14 protein-coding genes, 1 tRNA gene and 1 pseudogene are annotated in these 15,695 nt (G+C 66.3%); 11 read left to right on the top strand and 5 right to left on the bottom strand.

The window, feature by feature from the left end:
* Positions 1-41: 41 nt before the first annotated feature.
* The 5 genes and pseudogenes from HCA61_RS01450 to HCA61_RS26540 form a co-directional block, all read left to right on the top strand.
* The gene (locus HCA61_RS01450; protein ID WP_169685969.1) at positions 42-1,277 is read left to right on the top strand and encodes an MFS transporter; all 1,236 of its coding nucleotides are present in this window, start codon (positions 42-44) and stop codon (positions 1,275-1,277) included.
* Between the two features lie 25 nt (positions 1,278-1,302).
* Complete coding sequence (locus HCA61_RS01455; protein ID WP_169685971.1) at positions 1,303-1,833, top strand: MauE/DoxX family redox-associated membrane protein; 531 nt, start codon at positions 1,303-1,305, stop codon at positions 1,831-1,833.
* On the top strand, positions 1,830-2,579 hold the full coding sequence (locus tag HCA61_RS01460; protein ID WP_169685973.1) for a DsbA family protein: 750 nt from the start codon (positions 1,830-1,832) through the stop codon (positions 2,577-2,579). The genes HCA61_RS01455 and HCA61_RS01460 overlap by 4 nt, the downstream gene beginning before the upstream one ends.
* 125 nt (positions 2,580-2,704) lie before the next feature.
* Positions 2,705-2,777: transfer RNA gene (locus HCA61_RS01465), tRNA-Ala, on the top strand.
* 52 nt (positions 2,778-2,829) lie between these two features.
* A pseudogene (locus tag HCA61_RS26540) lies at positions 2,830-2,937 on the top strand (helix-turn-helix domain-containing protein); the annotation flags it as partial.
* Between the two features lie 73 nt (positions 2,938-3,010).
* Here HCA61_RS26540 and HCA61_RS01475 read toward each other — a convergent pair.
* Complete coding sequence (locus HCA61_RS01475) at positions 3,011-4,012, bottom strand: SDR family NAD(P)-dependent oxidoreductase (protein WP_206039477.1); 1,002 nt, start codon at positions 4,010-4,012, stop codon at positions 3,011-3,013.
* Between the two features lie 21 nt (positions 4,013-4,033).
* Between HCA61_RS01475 and HCA61_RS01480 the strand changes: the two genes are divergently transcribed.
* Positions 4,034-5,041, top strand: coding sequence for an AraC family transcriptional regulator (locus HCA61_RS01480; protein ID WP_247273535.1), 1,008 nt, complete (start codon positions 4,034-4,036; stop codon positions 5,039-5,041).
* Here the strand turns inward: HCA61_RS01480 and HCA61_RS01485 are convergent.
* Positions 5,036-5,911: a LysR substrate-binding domain-containing protein gene (locus HCA61_RS01485; protein ID WP_169685975.1), complete on the bottom strand. Its 876-nt coding sequence runs from the start codon at positions 5,909-5,911 to the stop codon at positions 5,036-5,038. The two genes, HCA61_RS01480 and HCA61_RS01485, sit on opposite strands and share 6 nt — an antisense overlap.
* 70 nt (positions 5,912-5,981) lie before the next feature.
* Between HCA61_RS01485 and HCA61_RS01490 the strand changes: the two genes are divergently transcribed.
* Positions 5,982-6,347, top strand: a complete 366-nt coding sequence (locus tag HCA61_RS01490) for a nuclear transport factor 2 family protein (RefSeq protein WP_206039478.1) — start codon at positions 5,982-5,984, stop codon at positions 6,345-6,347.
* Here the strand turns inward: HCA61_RS01490 and HCA61_RS01495 are convergent.
* Positions 6,326-7,855 carry an AMP-binding protein gene (locus HCA61_RS01495; protein ID WP_169685977.1) on the bottom strand — a complete coding sequence of 510 codons (1,530 nt, stop codon included), beginning with the start codon at positions 7,853-7,855 and terminating at the stop codon, positions 6,326-6,328. The genes HCA61_RS01490 and HCA61_RS01495 overlap by 22 nt on opposite strands.
* A gap of 64 nt (positions 7,856-7,919) precedes the next feature.
* On the opposite strand from HCA61_RS01495, the gene HCA61_RS01500 reads away from it, so the two are divergent.
* Positions 7,920-9,197 (top strand): LuxR C-terminal-related transcriptional regulator, encoded by a 1,278-nt coding sequence (locus HCA61_RS01500; RefSeq protein ID WP_169685979.1) that lies wholly within the window; start codon positions 7,920-7,922, stop codon positions 9,195-9,197.
* A gap of 41 nt (positions 9,198-9,238) precedes the next feature.
* Here the strand turns inward: HCA61_RS01500 and HCA61_RS01505 are convergent, their stop codons facing one another.
* The gene (locus HCA61_RS01505) at positions 9,239-11,038 is read right to left on the bottom strand and encodes a cutinase family protein (RefSeq protein ID WP_169685981.1); all 1,800 of its coding nucleotides are present in this window, start codon (positions 11,036-11,038) and stop codon (positions 9,239-9,241) included.
* A gap of 244 nt (positions 11,039-11,282) precedes the next feature.
* Here HCA61_RS01505 and HCA61_RS01510 point away from each other — a divergent pair, with 244 nt between their 5' ends.
* From HCA61_RS01510 to HCA61_RS01520, 3 genes are all read left to right on the top strand, one after another.
* On the top strand, positions 11,283-12,368 hold the full coding sequence (locus HCA61_RS01510) for an S-(hydroxymethyl)mycothiol dehydrogenase (RefSeq protein WP_169685983.1): 1,086 nt from the start codon (positions 11,283-11,285) through the stop codon (positions 12,366-12,368).
* The gene (locus HCA61_RS01515) at positions 12,365-13,003 is read left to right on the top strand and encodes an MBL fold metallo-hydrolase (protein WP_169685985.1); all 639 of its coding nucleotides are present in this window, start codon (positions 12,365-12,367) and stop codon (positions 13,001-13,003) included. Before HCA61_RS01510 ends, HCA61_RS01515 begins: the two co-directional genes overlap by 4 nt.
* Before the next feature lie 129 nt (positions 13,004-13,132).
* On the top strand, positions 13,133-14,155 hold the full coding sequence (locus HCA61_RS01520; RefSeq protein ID WP_169685987.1) for a GTP-binding protein: 1,023 nt from the start codon (positions 13,133-13,135) through the stop codon (positions 14,153-14,155).
* Positions 14,156-14,196: 41 nt separating this feature from the next.
* Here HCA61_RS01520 and HCA61_RS01525 read toward each other — a convergent pair whose 3' ends face one another.
* On the bottom strand, positions 14,197-15,636 hold the full coding sequence (locus HCA61_RS01525) for a DEAD/DEAH box helicase (RefSeq protein ID WP_169685989.1): 1,440 nt from the start codon (positions 15,634-15,636) through the stop codon (positions 14,197-14,199).
* Positions 15,637-15,695: the final 59 nt, after the last annotated feature.

Raw genomic sequence — 15,695 nt, forward strand, 5'->3', positions numbered from 1 at the left:
GCACCGAGCACAGTCGTGTGCATCGCTAACATTGCCGCATCATGCGCACACGTGACGTGGCTCTGCCGCGGGAAATCTGGGTACTCGTCGCGGCGAGCTTCGTCATCGCCCTGGGCTTCGGTCTCGTCGCTCCCGCGTTGCCGCAATTCGCACGGAGCTTCGACGTCGGAATCACCGCGGCCACGGTCGTCATCTCGGCGTTCGCGTTCATGCGACTCGCCTTCGCTCCGGCCAGCGGATTGCTCGTCCAGAAACTCGGCGAGCGGCCCATCTACATCACCGGTGTTCTCATCGTCGCGGTGTCCACGGGCGCGGTCGCTTTCGCCCAGACCTATTGGCAGCTCCTGGTCTTCCGGGGGCTCGGCGGCATCGGTTCGACGATGTTCACCGTGGCTGCGCTGGGGCTGCTCGTGCGTATCGCACCGCCCGATGCGCGCGGTCGCGTGTCCGCGCTGTACGCGACGAGTTTCCTGCTCGGCAACATTGGAGGGCCACTGCTCGGCGGAGCCCTCGTCGGCCTCGGCCTGCGAGCACCTTTCCTCATCTACGCGGTCGCGCTGCTCTTGGCGGCCTCCGTGGTCTGGATCAGTCTTCGCAAGTCTCACCTCGCGCAACCGGCATCGGCTGATGGCGCTCCCGTGATGAGGCTGCGCACCGCACTCCGGTCGTCGACCTACCGCGCGGCGCTCACCTCGAACTTCGCCAACGGATGGGTGGTGTTCGGTGTCCGCGTCGCGATGGTGCCGCTGTTCGTCGTCGAAGCCCTGAACCAGAGCGAAGGGATCGCGGGTGTCGCACTGACCGCGTTCGCGGTGGGTAATGCGCTCGTGCTGGTCAAGTCGGGTGCATGGTCCGATAGATACGGGCGGCGACCGTTCGTGCTCACCGGGCTCGTCGTCTGCGGTGTGAGCACCGTCATGATGGGTCTGTCGTCCGACCTCACGGTGTTCCTGATCACGTCCGCCGTGGCCGGCGTGGGATCCGGCCTGATCAACCCGTCGCAGCAGGCTGCGATCGCCGATGTGGTGGGCAGTAAAGCGCGAGGGGGACCGGTACTCGCCACGTTCCAGATGACCTCGGACATCGGGGCAGTGGTCGGCCCGATCGCGGCCGGCATGATCGCTGAGCGCTGGTCCTATTCGGTGGCGTTCGGTGTGACGGGGGCGATCATGCTGGCGGCGGTGATTCCCTGGGCCCTGGCGCGGGCACCGCGTCAGGATGCGCCGGCGACCGAACCCGTCGTCCAGAAGCCTGTGACCGGCGATACGGATCGCTGACGGGCCGAGATGTAAGGTCGTTCCCGTGTGGATTCGTATCGTCTCCGCAGCGGCACGGCTGGGCCTCGCCGCGGTGTGGCTGATCTCCGGATGGATCAAATTCGCCGATCCTACGCAGACCGTGGTTGCAGTGCGGGCCTATCAGCTTCTTCCCGCCGAACTGGTGAGGCCCGTGGCCGCGGTACTCCCGATGGTCGAACTCGTTCTCGGGGTCCTGCTGCTGGTAGGGCTGGCGGTGCGGCCTGCCGCGATGCTGTCCGGAGTGACGCTCGTGGTTCTCATCGGCGCGATCATCTCGGCCTGGAGCCGAGGGCTGTCGATCGACTGCGGATGCTTCGGAGGCGGCGGCGTGGTGGAAGGGATCGACGCCGGAGACTATGTTCGCGAGATCACACGTGATGTCGTCTTCCTCGCCATGTCGGTATGGCTGGCTGTCTTCCCGCGCACACCCCTTGCGCTCGGTCCGCATTCCCGAGTGGCTCTCAGGAGGAACTCAGACCCCGGTGGCAAAGTGGAGCCGGACAATTCACCGATGAACGAAGGACAGCATTCGTGAGTGCGAAGAAGGTCAAGCCGGTCAAATATTCGCCGGAACCTACATCGAACACGTCCACCTACATCCTGGGTGGTATCGCGGTCGTGATCATTGCGGTCCTCGTCATCGGAGGAGTGCTGTGGCAGTCGGGAAGCACCGATTCCCGCAATGACGGGTACGGCACCGTCAGCAACGCTGCGGTCGACGTCACGCTCGACGACGACGGCACGATTCTGCTCGGATTGCCGGACGCCGCTACCACCATCGACATCTTCGAAGACCCGATGTGCCCGTACTGTGCCGAACTCGAGCACGAGCACGGACAGGAACTGGCGCAGGCGATCGACGAAGGTACGGTCGCGGTGCGGTACCACATCCTTGCGTTCCTCGACCGATTGTCGAGCAGCGGCGACTACTCGACCCGCGCGGTCGCAGCCAACCAGTGCGTTGCGGAGACCGGTGACGCGATCGCATTCTCGGCGTTCCATGCCGCGATCTTCTCCCCGGACAATCAACCGGCAGAGGGCGGGGACAGCGATCACAGCAACGAGCAGCTGGCGCAGATCGCCCGTGATGCCGGAGCGTCCGAGGACGCGGTGACGTGCATCGCGGACGGCGCCCGAGTCGAGCGGGCAACGGTGTCTGCGGAGGCCGGTCGGCAGCTTCTTGCCACCACAGGAGCGGCGGGCACTCCCGCCGTCATCCAGAACGGAACTGTCATCGATGCGCTCGGCAACGACAACTGGGTGTCCGAGCTCGCAGGCTGAGGCGACGGGCGGTGACGAGCGCTCGTGCTTGTCACCGCCCTGACCAGGCGATTTGTTGGCTCAGAGAGCAATGGTGTAGTTTTTCTTTCAGCGCAAGGGGGTCGCCCCGGCGCAAAAAAGAATATGGGGCTATGGCGCAGCTGGTAGCGCACCACACTGGCAGTGTGGGGGTCAGGGGTTCGAGTCCCCTTAGCTCCACAATCACGAACCCACTCCGGCCCAGTCGGAGTGGGTTCGTCATCGTCGAGAGGTGCTCGAGCGATACCGCTACCGCGCCTATCCCACAGGGGACCAGCACAGGGCGCTGTCCCGAGTGTTCGGGTGCTGCCGGGTGGTGTTCAACGAGGCCCTCGCCTACCGGGCCGATGCGTCGCACGGGGCACGATGGTCGCGCTCGCCGCTGGGGCTGAACTCCTGCGACGTGAATTGTCCTAGCGACTCGGCAGACCTGGCGTCCCGAGGCTCTGATCGACCGTCAGCCCGACCATCCGCGCACTGTCGTTCCACAACGCGCGCGCCACGTCGTCCCTACGTGCGAGCGTCGACGGATCCGGGAAGCTCAAGCGCCCGCTGCGCAGCGCCGCATAACAGCGGCCGGGTGGAGGTGTCGTCCTGCCGGAGACGAGAGATGCCAGGGCCAGTCCCGCAGCGGCGCGTGTGTTCATCGTGCGGTCGAGCCGCCGCAGTGGAGCGCCGAGGGCCGTCCCGAACACCGACCATGCGATACGTCGTGGACGCGGCAGGCTTCGAACCAATCCGGTGCCGAAGACCTGCCCGGGGTCGTACGCGAGCGCTGTGATGTGCCGGGCACGGATGTCGGGATGTACGCTCAGCGCTCGCACGGTGAGCACGTTGCACAGTTTCGACGCGCTGTAGGCATGCTGTCCGGCCCGCTGCGGTACCAGGTGTCGCTCGGTGTCGCGGTCCGGGTGCGCGAGCAGGTCGGCGTCGGCGTGCCGCGGCGCCTCCAGTCCGGTGCGGAGGGTCGGGTCGTGTGTTCCACTCGTGGTGATCACGATGCGGGCTTCCTCTGCGAATGAAGGCATCAACAGGCGCACCAGCAGATAGTGCGCGAGATGGTTGACGGCGAAGGTCGTCTCGAACCCGTCGTGGGTACGTTCGGCATCGTTGGGGAGAATCAACCCGGCGTTGAGTACCAGTGCGTCGAGAGGCGTGTCGCCGAGACGTTGCCGGACCGTCGCGGCGAACGCGCGGACCGAGTCGAGGCACGCCAGATCCACCGGAATGAAGTTCGTCGACACCGTGCGCGCGCCGGCGAGCACATCTGCGCCCTTTTCACGCGCCAGCCGTGCGGCGATCTCTCCGAATCCTGAACTGCTGCCGGTCATCACGATGATCGCCATGACGGTGCCTCCAGTTCGCTCGGTTGCGGTGATGTGCCCAGTCAACCTGGCCTGCGGAGGGCGATCCATCTCTGTGACTCTCGTACGTATGTGTGCGCGTCCACCGAGTCGACGGACCAGCCGTTCTACGATTGCCACATCGACCTTCTGACCGATCTTCTCGATGGGGTCCGAGCCCGCGGTGCGGTGCTCTACCGGGCCGGGATGGCCCGTGGCTGGTCGATCCGTATCGCCGACGGCGCACCGCTGATGCTCGTCGCGGTGATCGAAGGTCACATGTGGGTGCTCGTCGACGACGCCGAGCCGGTTCGAGTCGGGCCGGGCGACGTCGCGATCGTCAGCCTTCGGTCGCCGTACACGGTGGCCGATGCGCCGGGAATCGCGCCGCAACTCGTCGCACTGCCCGGCGATCGCTACACGACACCCGGCGGGGTCGACGTCACCGAAAAGCTGCGGACCGGTCGGCGAACTGCCTCGGCGACACCGGGCGCCGACACGACGGTCGTAGTGTACGGCACCTACCAAGTTGCAGGCGACGTCGACGACAGATTGCTCGCGGCTCTGCCGGACGTGCTGGTCGTGCCCGCCGGTGAGGTTCCGGACTGGGTGGTGTGTCGACTCGCGGACGAGGTCGTTCAGGACGCGCCGGGCCAGCAGCTCGTGCTCGACCGGCTGCTCGACCTGACGCTCATCGTCGCGTTGCGAGCCTGGTTCGCGCGACCGGACGCCCCCGTCCCAGGGTGGTACCGCGCGCAGACAGACCCGGCCGTCGGACAGGCGTTGACGCTGATCCACGAGCATCCTGGCTACCCGTGGACTGTCACGGACCTCGCTGCCGAAGCGGGGGTGTCACGCGCGTGGTTCGCTCGGCGCTTCACCGAACTGCTCGGCGAATCCCCGATTCGGTATCTGACCGGGCGACGCATGGCAATCGCCGCAGATCGGCTTCGCGGCACCGACCCCACGATTGCCGGTATCGCTCGCGAGGTCGGCTACGCAGACGCGTTCTCCTTCAGTGCGGCCTTCACGCGGACCGCGGGCGTCCGACCCTCGGACTACAGGAACGCGTACCGCACCGGCCATAGCGTGGAGTCATGAGCCGAAGGCGTGCCGGAGATGGGTGAGCAATACTCCCAGCGCGGGACTTGCCGGTACCGACCAGATCAGCGACAACGTCGCAGGGACGTCGACGTCGTCGATGACAGCGATCGAGAGTCCTGGTCGAGGTACCACCATCGACTCGCTCAGAATCGCAACGCCGAGGCCCCGTGCGGCGAGATCGACGACCGCATCGGGTGCACTCGCCTGCATCGCCATGGCCGGTTCGATACCGCGAGCACGGCATGCAATGTCGAGGACCGATCGGATACCGGTACCGATGGGCAGGCACACCAGCGGGTGGGACGTGGCCTCGGCGAGCCTGATGTCCGGCCGCCGCGCCAGCGGATGCTCGTCGGGTATCACCGCGACGAGCCGGTCCTGGATCAGGAGGATCGACTCGAGGTCGTCGGGAGGGCCGTACGGCGTGCCGACGAGCGCAACATCCATCTCGCGTGACCGCACCCGCTCGACGAGGCGATCGGACGAGTCCTCCAGCAAGGCGATCTCGACGCGGGGGTGGGCGCGGTGGAACAGCGACAGCGCGTCGAACAGAGGCGTCACCGTGCACGCGGTGACCATTCCGACAGTCAGCTCGCCTCGGATCACCGCCCCGACCTCATCGACCGCGGTCTTCACCGACTTCGCGGAATTCAGCGCGGCCCGGGCATGTTCGAGCGCGGCCTTGCCTGCCGTGGTGAGGGTGGCGGTGCGCGCGGAACGCTCGAACAGTGGGGCGCCCAGTTCGCGTTCGAGCTGCCGGATCTGCGCGCTCACGCCGGACTGGCTGATGTGAACCCGTTCTGCAGCGCGGGTGAAATTGCATTCCTCGGCGACCGCGACGAAGTACTCGAGCTGCCTCAGTTCCATAACCACAGATTCTAGTTCCGATAAGAACAATCTGTTGGAGTTCTCAATCGGAGTGCTCGATGCTGGAGATATGACGCAGAAGATGCAGTACGAGAAGGCCTACCGGCCAGAGGACCTCACCAGGTTCTTCGTCGAACGGTCCAACGCGGGCGACGCGGACGGCGTGGCAGCGCTCTACGAAGAAAATGCAGTGATGGCGTATCCGCCGGGGCAGACGACCGTCGGACGGGCTGCGATCCGGGAACTGTGGGCTACAGTCCTCGCGAACGCGCCACGATTCGAACCGGAGGCGCCGCTCCCGACACTGGCCAGCGGGGATATTGCGCTGACCAGCACGCCTCCCGGCGACGGTGCCGGGGCGCGAGCCCAGGTGGTGCGTCGACAGTCGGACGGCAGCTGGCTACGCCTGCTCGATCAACCGGAATTCCGGAACTGACCGCGCTCGTACAGGCCGGAAGTGACTGTGGCGTAACGCGTAAGCACCCGCTCGCGGATCGGTCTACCGGCCTTGCTCTGGTCGTGCGTGTCCAGCGGCGTGCGGATCACCGAGAACCGGCGGACCTTCTCCCAGCGGTTCAAGGTTGTATTCAACCGGTCGAGGGCGGCATCCACCACCGGATCGGGGAGTGAGGTGAACACGAGGCCCACACAGTACGGGCGTAATTCACCGTCGACGACGAGTTCGGCACCCGGCAGCACTGCACGAAACCGTTCGGAGATCGCTGCCGGGCACACGTATTTGCCAGTGCTGGTCTTGAAGACCTCCTTCTTGCGCCCGGTGACCGTGACGAACCCGTCGGCATCGATTCGAGCGAGATCACCCGTGTGGAACCAACGTTCGGAGTCGAGCGCTGCGGCCGTCTCTGCCGGGTCGTGGTCGTAGCCGGTCATCACCCCGGGGCTGCGGATGAGCAGTTCGCCGGCCGCGTCGATGCGAATCCGTGTTCCGGGCAACGGAACACCGACCGTACCCACGCGCCGCATGTCGGGACGGTTCGCGCATGCCGGTCCGGCGGTCTCGGTGATCCCGTAGCACTCGAGGACGGGTATCCCGCGACGATCGAAGCGCTCGATCACCTCGCCGCTCAACCGTGCAGAACCCGAGATCGCGAAACGCAATCGACCACCGAGATCCTCACTGTCGAGGGTGCAGACCTTGGTGAGCACGTGAGGAACCGATCCGAGAAACGTCGGCCGGGTGGCCCGCAGATTGTCTGCCACGCGGTCTGCACGACCGTCGACTGCGGTGGGGAAGCCGACCCGGATCCCCATCAGCAGCAATGCACGACCGAACACGTGCGCAAGGGGGAGCCACAGCAGCTGGCGGTCGGCCGGGGAGACGATGCCGGTCTGTGCCACCGCGACGGCGCCGTAGGTCGCGGCGCGGTGGGTCAGGCACACGCCTTTGGTCCGGCCGTCGTCGCACGCCGTATAGATCAGCCACGCCGGATCGTCCGCGGTCAGTGCCGCGATCCGGCGGGACACCGCTCCGGGGTCCGACGCCAGCAGTGCTCGGCCTTCCGCGGCGAGATCGTCGAGACGATCCAGGTGTTGAACGGGACTGCTGAGAACCGGCCGGTCGGCGAACGTGAGCACAGCGCCGGCCCGATGGGTCTGCGTGCGAGTTTCGTCGTCCCGGGTGGCCGGATAGATCGGGACCGCGACACCGCCGGCACAGGCGATGGCGAGATCGGCGAGGATCGCAGAGAAGCTCGTGGCAGCGCATATCGCGACCCGCTCACCGGCGACGACACCGCGGGCGATCAACCCCGCAGCCAGCGGCACGACCGCGGCGTACACATCGGACCACGTGACGGCGTGCCACTCGTCGCGATCCGGATACGTGTATGCCTCTGCGCCGGGAGTCCGACGTACTCGGTCGAGCAGCAGGTGCGGCACAGTTCCGGGCCCGTGGTCGATACTCGGAGTGATTCCGGCGTCCATACCCGAACACCTCCTACCGCGACTGGGGGGTAAATCGGATGATACCGGCCGATATCGTGGGTCCGTGAGTACTGCACGGCCTCGTCCCGACATCCTGATCACCGACACGAGGGACGTACTGGTGGGCCCGTTGACCGAGATCGGCCAGCGCTTCTCGGTGTTGATCGGCGCCCTCGTTCCGCACAGCGCACTCGTGGTGTTCACACGTGAATGCACCGGACGGCCGCGCAAGGTCGCGGGCGATCCCACAATCGTCGATCGGGTCACGATTGCGGAGCTCGACCGGATCCGAACCGAGTTGACGGTAGGGGAGATCCGGCGAGGTCCGGCGCGGGTTGCGGGGCGGGACCGGGACGTATGCGTGATGCTGGATCGCACCGACACCCTTCTCGTCCTGGTACCACGCGGAGCACGCGCTTCCGCTGCGTCTCTCGAGCTCGTGCGGTCGCTGTTCGCGATCGTCGCGACCGGCATCCAGCTACAGGTACACAGTGCGAGCCCCGCGTACCTTGCCGAATCGAGGGCGGCGTCCGCGGAGCGTGCGCGTACCGTCGCCGAACTCACGGAAGCGCACGCGCTCACCCTGGAAACGATCCTGGCGACCCTGCGTTCGAAGGATCTCGACGACAGCCGTGCCCGCGCCACGGCACGCGAAACCGCGACGGGAGCATTGATCGCACTGCGCTCGGCCGTCGACGCGCACCGTGAACTGGCCGAAGAGGCGGTGACGACAGCGTTCGCCCGGATGCACGGCGAATTGCGCTCTCTCGTCCGTCACCGTGACCTCGAATTGGAAATGGTGAGTCCACCCGTCCACGGACGAGCGCTGCCCGGCGAGGTCGCGCACGCTGCCCGCGCGCTGGCTCGCGGAGCGGTCCTCGCCATGTCGGCGCAGAGCGAGGTCACGCGTATCAGGGTTGCGTGGAGCTGCGACGGCGCACAACTCGGCGTCGATATCCGCGACGACGGGCAAGGCGAGGTCGACGCGGCCGACCTCGAACGCCGGCTACGTGACCGGGTCGAAACGATGGGCGGCACCATCGAATCCGAGTCGACGGCCGGATGGGGCTGCCGCGTGAGTGCGACGTTGCCCCTGGACCTCCCGATACCGACACCCGGGGGAGCCGCGGCCGATGCTCTGGCACGACTCGGCGCTCGTGAGATCGAAGTTCTCGAACACCTCGTCGCGGGGCGGCGAAACCGGGTGATCGCAGAGCGGTTGGGAGTCAGCGAATCCACGGTCAAGTTCCACGTCGCGAGCCTCATGAGAAAACTCGACGTCAGTACCCGCGGCGAGGCAGCGGCACTCGGTGCGGAAGCCGGTGTCAAAGCCGCGGGCTGACGTCGAGTTCGTGACTCGGACTTTGTTTCTCGGGTCGTAGGTCAGGCTGCTGCGGGTTCCCGCACCGACGTGGTGGTGGTTGGCTGCGGTGCCTTCGTTGTTGCAGTGGATCCCGGGACCTGCTGGTCGGGGGAGGTCACGCTGCCGTCACCCGCGGGAGGTGCGGGTGTGGTCGCTGTGGGAGCCGGGGTCAGTCCGGGCGCCGGGATGTCGAGCCCCTCGGCCGGTGGGGTCGCACCGGGAGCGGGTACGGCGAGCGGGTCCACCGGTGCGGTGCCATCGACAGGCGCGGTGCCATTGACAGGCGCGGTGCCCTGGACCGGTGCGGGGACGACTGCCCCCGGCGCCGGTGCAATGCCGTCGGTCGGGACGGCGGCGTCGGTCGAGACGGTGGCATCGGTTGCGGGAACCTCGGAAGGTGATGTCGTGGCGGTGGAGGTGGTTTCGACCGCGAGAGCCTCATCGCTCGCGATGCCGAGCTTCGCGGTTTTCGGGTCGACGTCGGTCTTCACCGGCTCACCGTTCTTCGCCTGCTCGGCGAGGTGGGTCAGCCATGCGGCCGCGTACTCGGCGGAGGTCAACGGCTTGCCCTCGCCGTTGTCGCGCCAGTAGTCGAAGTGGTGTCCGGTGTCGGGGCCGAGGGTCTGCTGGTACGGATCACTCAGCGCCACCTGGAGAGTGTTCTGGTTGTCCTCGATGAAACCGACGACCTCCTTGAACAGTTTCTCGGGCAGGTACGCCAGGTTCGCGAGACGGTCGGCGGGAATCGGCTCCTCGGTACCATCGGTCGAAACATTCTTCACCGCAGGATCGTTCGGGACGTACGTGGGATCCGAGACCTTGATCAGCACATCGAGGAAGGTTTCGTCCGATTGCATCCACTCGTCGTTCGCGGAAATGTCGGCGAGGGCGGCCAGTGCCACGCCGCTGAGAACCTGGGCGACGTTCATACCGGTTTCCGGGGTGAGCCCGTCACGCTGCAACGCATCGATGTTGAGTTGCCGTCCGACGTTGATCGCGAGTTGCAGGAGTGCGATGTTCTCGGGCGCCGAGCACGTCAGGTCGCCTTCGGAGCAGAACGATGCGACCTTGCCGTCGAGTGCACCGAATCCGCCGCCGGTGTCGGGCAGTGCACCACTTCCGGATGCGCTGTCCTTGCCGTCCTGGTACTTCCGGTCGAATCCGTCGGGATTGCCGTATTCGTTCTCGGCGCCGGGGAATTGCCCTTCACCTGCAGCGCGTCCGGCGTCGGCGAGAATCACCACGCCCACGACCGAATCAGGATCGATGATGTCGTACGACCCGTCCTCGTTCGGTTTCTGGTTGCCGATTTCCTGGGCGGCCCGGCGCGCGACATCGGCGCCCTGGCTGTAGCCGACGATGGCGAACTTCGTGTCGGGGCACGAAACCTGGATGGCCTGGATGATCGTCTTCGTGTTTTCGACGCCGCCGTTGACGGCCTCCTCATAGGAGTCCATGTGAGCCGGGTAGTCGACATAGACGGCTGCGTAGGACTCGTCGCCGACCGTGTCCCGCGGTGCGTTGACCACCGGGTCCACCCAATGGCTGTGGTAATCGTCCGACAGCGCTGCGGGCAGCGTGGTCCCGTCCGGCGTGACCAGCATCTTGCTCTGGTCATGCGGCGCGTCGCCTCTGCCACCGAGCGAGATGGTCACCATGTCGTAGCAGTCCTGTGTCGACACGACGAGTGCCGGATCTGCGGTGGTGGGCACGTTCGGCTGCGCCACTGTGATCGCGACGATGGCCGCGACGCCGAGAGTGACAGGAGCCATGACGCCGGCCAGAATGCGGCGTCGGGACGACGAGTTATGAGTTGCCATGGGCAATTACCATTCCGATCTCACCATTCGGAAGAATCCGGGCGGGAATTACGAGCGGGTCACCACACACGTCGCGGAAACTTACTGCCGCGTTACATATCGACGGATATTCGCCGAAAGCAGCGGCTGGTCGTTCGGATAGGTGGGTCCCGCCCTTCGATCAGGTTCGGAGAGCTCGGCGGGTCGATATGGTCGTGGCGGAGGCCGATCAGGCTCCGTACACCGTCACGAAGGAGACACCACCATGTCGCAGACAGTCCGGGGAGTTGTTGCACGTGCGAAGGGTGCGCCCGTCGAGGTCGTGCCCATTGTCATTCCGGATCCGGGACCGGGTGAGGTCGTTGTCGCGATCGCCGCGTGCGGCGTGTGCCACACCGACCTGCACTACCGTGAAGGCGGCATCAACGACGAGTTCCCGTTCCTGCTCGGTCACGAGGCGGCGGGTGTCGTCGAATCGGTCGGTGACGGCGTCGACTCGGTGGAGGTGGGCGACTTCGTCGTCCTGAACTGGCGCGCCGTGTGCGGTCGGTGTCGCGCGTGCAAACGAGGCCAACCCCAGTACTGCTTCGATACCTTCAACGCCACTCAGAAGATGACCCTCGAAGACGGAACCGAACTGAGCCCCGCCCTCGGTATCGGCGCGTTCGCCGACAAGACGCTGGTACACGCAGGCCAGTGCACCAAGGTCGACCCGACCGCCGATCCCGCGGTCGTGGGGCTGCTCGGCTGCGGCGTGATGGCCGGTCTGGGTGCTGCAGTCAACACCGGCGGCATCACCCGAGGCCAGTCCGTCGCCGTCATCGGCTGCGGCGGTGTCGGCGACGCCGCCATCATGGGTGCGCGTCTCGCAGGTGCGGGCACGATCATCGCCGTCGACCGCGACGACAAGAAGCTCGAGTGGGCCACCGATCTCGGCGCCACCCACGTGATCAACTCGACGAACGTCGACGCGGTCGAGCGCATCCAGGAGATCACCGGAGGATTCGGCGCCGATGTGGTCATCGATGCGGTCGGCCGCCCCGAGACGTACAAGCAGGCGTTCTACGCCCGCGACCTCGCAGGCACGGTCGTCCTGGTCGGCGTACCGACCCCGGACATGACACTCGAGATGCCGCTGATCGACTTCTTCTCGCACGGCGGGTCGCTCAAGAGTTCGTGGTACGGCGACTGCCTGCCCGAACGCGACTTCCCGACCTACGTCGACCTGTACCAGCAGGGACGGCTTCCGCTCGAGAAGTTCGTCACCGAGCGCATCGGTATCGACGATGTCGAGAAGGCATTCGAGACGATGCATCGCGGTGAGGTTCTGCGTTCGGTGGTGGTGTTGTGAGCGCGACGAGCCCCATCAGGATCGACCGGGTCGTCACGTCCGGTGTGTTCGCGCTCGACGGCGGCCAGTGGCAGGTCGACAACAACATCTGGCTCGTCGGCAACGACGACGAGGTGGTGGTGATCGATGCTGCGCACAGCGCACAGCCCATCATCGACGCCGTCGATGGTCGCAAGGTCGTGGCGATCGTGTGCACACACGCGCACAACGACCACATCACCGTTGCACCGGAGCTCTCGGAGCGCCTCGACGCACCGATCCTGCTGAACCCGGCCGACAACATGCTGTGGGAGATGACCCATCCGGGCGTCGCGCACGGGACGCTGGAGGATGGTCAGCGGATTGCTGTTGCGGGTACCGACATCCAGGCGATCGCGACGCCGGGCCATTCGCCGGGCTCGACCTGCCTGTACGTGCCGGAGGCCGGAGAACTGTTCACCGGCGACACCCTGTTCTCGGGTGGTCCGGGCGCGACCGGACGCTCCTTCTCGGACTTCCCGACGATCATCGGGTCGATTCGCGACAAGCTGTTCGCTCTGCCTGCCGAGACGACAGTGCACACCGGGCACGGCGACGGCACCACCATCGGTACCGAGTCGCCGCACCTGGAGGAGTGGATCAAGCGAGGTAGCTGACTACCACCCGTGCGTGGTTCCGGTAGCGCCTGCTACCGGAACCGCGCACGGCACGTCGAGGGCGGGTGGCCCCCTCGGCCGGGTCACGTCCTAGCATGGGCCGGACGAACGACGGTCGAGGAGGAACACATGGCGAAACGGAAGATTCCGGTCGTCGTTGTCGCCGGTTTCCTCGGGTCGGGTAAGACCACGTTGCTCAACCATCTGCTGCGAAACACCCGGGGTGCACGAATCGGGGTGATAGTCAACGACTTCGGCTCGGTCAATATCGACTCGATGATGGTTGCCGGTCAAGTCGACTCCATGGTGTCGCTCAGCAACGGATGTCTGTGCTGTGCGGTCGACGTCAGCGACATGGACGCGATGCTCGACAGACTCGCACACCCGAAATCCGATCTCGACGTCATCGTCGTCGAAGCGAGTGGGCTGGCCGAACCACGCAACATGGTGCGGCTCGTCGTGAGCTCGGAGAACGAGTACATCACCTACGGTGGCCTGGTCCTCGTGGTCGACGCCTACGAGTTCGACAACACGCGGGAGCGGCATCCCGAACTCGACCAGCACGTTGCAATGGCCGATCTGATTCTGCTCAACAAGACCGATCGCGTCGACGCGGACGCCCACGACGACCTGCTCGGCCGCCTGTGCGGACTCAACGCACGTGCGGCGGTGGTCTCGACCGAGCGTGGTCGGATCGACCCGGGTCTGCTGTTCGATTTCTCCGGGCGTGCCGAACCACGAGCCGGCGAACAGCTCACCCTCGACGACCTCCTCCGCGAAGAGGACGAGCACGATCATCGGCACCTGCACGACGGGTACGACTCCATCACCTTCGAAAGCGACGCACCCTTGCATCCGCGCGCGCTCGTAGATCTCCTGGAGAACCAGCCGGCCGGAGTATTCCGGATCAAGGGCTATGTGACGGTCACCGCGGGCCTGCGCTCGACCCGATACCTGTTGCAGACGGTCGGCGACCATATCCGATTCGAACCACCCGGTCGCGGCGACGACGCCCCGGAAACCACCCGGCTCGTCGTCATCGGGGCCGATCTGGATTCCGACGCCGTTCGCGAGCAGCTGCATCGCTGCGTGGCGGGCGAACCGGTGTCGGCGGACGCGATGTACGCCGTCCACCGGTTCACGCCGCGCTGAGAACCTGTTTACGTACTCGGCGGCGCAACCGCGGGGTGTTTCTAGTGGGCAGCTGTGTTGCGGCGCGGTGCCCGACGTCGGCCGCCGCCCGCTGCGCCCTGGCCTGCTGCTGCGGTACGACGACCCCCCGCCGCGCCCTGGCGTGCGGCGGAACCGTTGCGTGCCCCCGAGCCCTGACGACCCGATCCGCCTTGGCGTGCTCCACCTTCGCTGCGTGTACCGGTGCCCTGGCGAGAGCCGCCGTTGCGGCGAGCACCGGAACGAGCCGGGCGGTTCGACCCGGATGTCGCCGCCTGCTTCGGAGCGGGCGGCACGTGCGGCGCGATCTCGCCGACAAGCGCGAGGACGTGCTCGGAACTGGCGGTGGTCTTCACCGGAGTGACATTGATCGACGCCTTGCGCATGATGGTCGCGAGGTCCTTGCGCTGGTCCGGGAGCACGAGGGTCACCACATCGCCTGCGCTGCCTGCGCGCGCGGTCCGTCCGGACCGGTGCAGGTAGGCCTTGTGTTCGGCAGGCGGATCCACGTGCACGACCAGTTGTACGTCGTCGACATGCACACCACGTGCCGCAACGTCGGTGGCAACGAGCACGCGTGCCTCACCTGATGCGAACGCCGCCAGGTTCCGGTCGCGTGCGTTCTGCGACAGGTTGCCATGCAGATCCACCGAGGGGATACCGGAGTCGGTGAGCTGCTTGGCGAGCTTGCGGGCCTGATGTTTGGTGCGCATGAACAGGATTCGACGACCCGTCCCCGACGCGAGGGTGCGCACGAGGTCCTTCTTCGCATCGACGCCTGCGACGTCGAACACGTGGTGCGTCATCGCGGCAACGGGAGAGTTGGCCTCGTCGACCGAATGGAGGATCGGGTTGCTCAGGAACTTCTTGACGAGCTTGTCGACACCATTGTCCAGCGTCGCCGAGAACAGCAGTCGCTGCCCGTCCTTTGCGGTGGCGTTCAGGATACGGGTGACGCCGGGCAGGAATCCGAGGTCGGCCATGTGATCCGCCTCGTCGAGGACGGTGACCTCGACCGAATCGAGGCTCACGAAACCCTGACGCATCAGGTCCTCGAGGCGGCCCGGGCAGGCGATGACGATGTCGACGCCGCGCCGGAGGGCTTCGACCTGACGGTTCTGGGACACGCCACCGAAGATCGTGGTGACCCGTAGACCCGCGGTGTGGGCGAGGGGCTCGACCACAGCGGCGATCTGGGTGGCGAGTTCGCGGGTGGGGGCGAGCACCAGGCCGCGGGGGCGTCCGGCAGCGCGCGTCGAACCTCCTGAGAGGCGGGCAGTCAGTGGGATCGAGAAGGCGAGGGTCTTGCCGCTGCCCGTGCGGCCGCGGCCGAGGACGTCGCGACCCGCGAGCGAATCGGGAAGGGTATCCGCCTGGATGGGGAACGGACTGGTGATGCCCGAGTCGCTCAGTGCGGCGACGAGGGGACGGGGAACCCCGAGATCGGAAAAGGATGTGGTCATAGAACAGCGCTGCCTTTCACTGCGGCGTGTGTGCACGCATACGGGAGAGATCCCGAGAT

This window comes from Rhodococcus sp. HNM0563 (assembly GCF_012726195.1).
Classification (GTDB): Bacteria; Actinomycetota; Actinomycetes; order Mycobacteriales; family Mycobacteriaceae; genus Rhodococcus.